Annotated in this window: 1 protein-coding gene and 1 pseudogene; both read left to right on the top strand. The window is 27.5% G+C overall.

Going from position 1 to position 1,710, the window contains the following annotated elements; translation table 11 throughout:
- Positions 1-1,140: pseudogene (locus CAMP5121_RS07945) on the top strand (hypothetical protein); the annotation flags it as partial.
- A gap of 24 nt (positions 1,141-1,164) precedes the next feature.
- Positions 1,165-1,710, top strand: a 546-nt coding sequence (locus tag CAMP5121_RS07950; RefSeq protein WP_337215289.1) for a two-partner secretion domain-containing protein, incomplete at its 3' end; no start/stop codon positions are given.

Here is a 1,710-nt window from a genome sequence, read left to right on the forward strand (position 1 = left end):
GAAAACCATCAAGATAAAATTCAAATCACAGCAGCACAAACTCTAAGCTCTAAAGCAAACAATAATAGCATTCATATTAAAAACTCAAACATAGCTATACCTTTATACTTATATGGAGTAAGTAAGGTTAGTTTGGATAATAAAGATTATTATGCAAGTAGTGCTAATGCTAATAGTATAGTTTTAGATAATGTAAAATCAGGTAGAAACCTCACTACTATTATAGAAGCTGATAATTTAGAAAAAAACACTATAAAATATAATCTTGTACAATCTTTATCGAATGCTTCTAATATAGATAAAGGTTCTAAAATCATTTTAAGAGCGAATGAAAGCGCTAATAATAATACTTTAAATATTAAAGATTATTCAAGTGCAGCTAGCTCTAATGTTTATGTTATTAATGCTAAAACTGAAAGTGCTAATAATACTTTTATCTTTGATAATTTAGCTCTAGGTACAGCTTCTGATAAAAGAGAAGGGGAAATAGTAATTAGTGCAGGTATAGCTAAGAATACTCATGATAATTATACTCATATAAATAATTTAAATATAGATGAGTATAAAAACAACAAAGCTATATTTATAAGTGCTTCTGGTGTATATAGTGAAAATGATAAAAGCTATAATAATACCTTATATCTAAGTGGTAATACTAATATTTTTAATAATACTAATATAGAAGTATTAGCAGGTAGCTTTTTACAAACTAAAGAAGATAATAACTTTATATCAAAAGCTATAATGCATAAAAGTGGTACTAATAATCATTTAGTATTAAATACAAATATAAAAGCAAATATTATTAATAACTTTGATCATTATAGCTTTATCTTAAAAGATGATACTAAAACTTATTTAAGTGCTAAAGAAGCTATTAATCTTTCTAAAGATAGTTCTATTAATGTATATACAAGCAATAATGTAAAAAATAAAAGCTTTATTTTAATGCAAAGTGAAAAAGGCTTTGTAGATGCAAACAATAAACATCTAAATCAAAAAGACTTACAAAGCTTATTAGAAACTATCACTAAAAATAATCAAAGCTTACATAAAAACATCAAAGCAAAAGTTCAAAAAGCTAAATACACTCTAAGTGTAAGTAAAGATGCAAAAAGCATAGTAGTGAATTTAAACTAAAGCAATATACCAAAAGGATTAATTATGAAAAAGCTAGCAAATCACATCATACTCTCAGGTGTAACGGTATCAATGTTATTTTCTCCACTAATGGCAATCAATCCAAATCAATTACCTAGTGGAGGTAAATTTACCCATGGGACTAGTGGGAGTATAAATATTAATGGTAATAATATGGATATTATGGGTAAAGGACCAAACTCAGTCATACAATGGGGTGGTGGTTTTAGCATAGGTAAAGATGCACAGGTTAATTTTGGAAAAGGACAAAGTGGACAAAACTATCTAAACATTGCTCATGGAACTAGCAAATCTACTATAGCAGGTATATTAGAAGCTGGCAATAATAATGTTTTTTTAATTAATCCTAATGGAGTAATCATTACTAAAACAGGAACTATCAATGCTAATCGCTTTGTAGCTTCGACTTCGTCGATGGATAATAAAAGTATGCAAGAGTTTGCAGATGGAAAATATACAAATGGAAAAGTTATAGATTATACAACTTTCTCCCCTGTATTTAAGCCACAAAAAGCAGGCAATGTGGTAAATATGGGTAATATTAATGCT

Source organism: Campylobacter sp. 2352 PW (assembly GCF_024723575.1).
In the GTDB taxonomy this organism is placed as follows: Bacteria; Campylobacterota; Campylobacteria; order Campylobacterales; family Campylobacteraceae; genus Campylobacter_D.